Origin of the sequence: Phaeobacter sp. JH20_26 (genome assembly GCF_048056275.1) — a bacterium.
In the GTDB taxonomy this organism is placed as follows: domain Bacteria; phylum Pseudomonadota; class Alphaproteobacteria; order Rhodobacterales; family Rhodobacteraceae; genus Phaeobacter; species Phaeobacter bryozoorum.
This window is the reverse complement of the sequence record NZ_JAYMWL010000020.1, coordinates 1-1,080: the sequence shown is the minus strand read 5'-3', so window position 1 is coordinate 1,080 and position 1,080 is coordinate 1. Positions and strand designations below refer to the sequence as shown.

Sequence of the window (1,080 nt, the reverse complement as noted above, 5' to 3'; positions counted from 1 at the left end):
GACCGGCAGGTCCATGCCGTGTTCTTTCAGCAGGGCGTGGCGGCGGGCGGTTTTGAGGTCTTCGCGCACCATTTCGGCGCACATCTCCTCGGTGGTGATCTCCGGCTCCCAGCCCAGTTTCTGCTTTGCCTTACCCGGATCGCCCAGCAGCGTCTCCACCTCGGCGGGGCGGAAATAGCGCGGATCGATGCGCAGCACCACATCGCCCACCTTCAGCGCCGGGGCCATATCGCCCTCAATCGCGGTCACGGTGGCAATTTCCGCTTCGCCTTCGCCCGAAAACGCCAGCGTCAGCCCCAGCTCCTGCGCCGACCAGGTGATGAACTGGCGCACCGAATATTGCTTGCCGGTGGCGATGACGAAATCCTCGGGCGCCTCCTGCTGCAGCATCATCCACTGCATCCGCACGTAATCCTTGGCATGGCCCCAGTCGCGCAAACTGTCGATATTGCCCATATAGAGGCACTCCTCGAGGCCTTGCGCGATATTGGCGAGACCGCGGGTGATCTTGCGCGTCACAAAGGTCTCGCCCCGGCGCGGGCTCTCGTGGTTGAACAGGATGCCGTTGCAGGCATAGATGCCATAGGCCTCGCGGTAATTGACCGTGATCCAGTAGGAATAAAGCTTGGCCACCGCATAAGGGCTGCGCGGATAAAACGGCGTGGTCTCGCGCTGCGGGGTTTCCTGCACCAACCCGTATAATTCCGAAGTCGAGGCCTGATAAAACCGGGTCTTTTTCTCCAGCCCCAGGAAACGGATCGCTTCCAGCAGGCGCAGGGTGCCGATGCCGTCGACATCTGCGGTATATTCCGGCGCCTCGAAACTGACGGCGACATGAGACTGCGCGCCGAGGTTATAGACCTCATCCGGTTCGATCTCGCTCAGCAGCCGCGTCAGGTTGGAGGTATCGGTGAGATCGCCGTAATGCAGCTTGAAGCGGGCATGATCCACATGCGGATCCTGATAGATGTGATCCACCCGGCTGGTGTTGAACGACGACGCCCGCCGCTTCAGCCCATGCACCTCATAGCCCTTCTCCAGAAGAAACTCCGCAAGGTAGGACCCATCCTGACCCGTCAC

At 61.0% G+C, this 1,080-nt stretch carries 1 protein-coding gene; it reads right to left on the bottom strand.

The genetic code is table 11. The annotated features are described in order from the left end of the window. On the bottom strand, window positions 1-1,080 hold a 1,080-nt coding region (gmd, locus tag VWY60_RS16930; RefSeq protein ID WP_416541233.1), incomplete at both ends, for a GDP-mannose 4,6-dehydratase.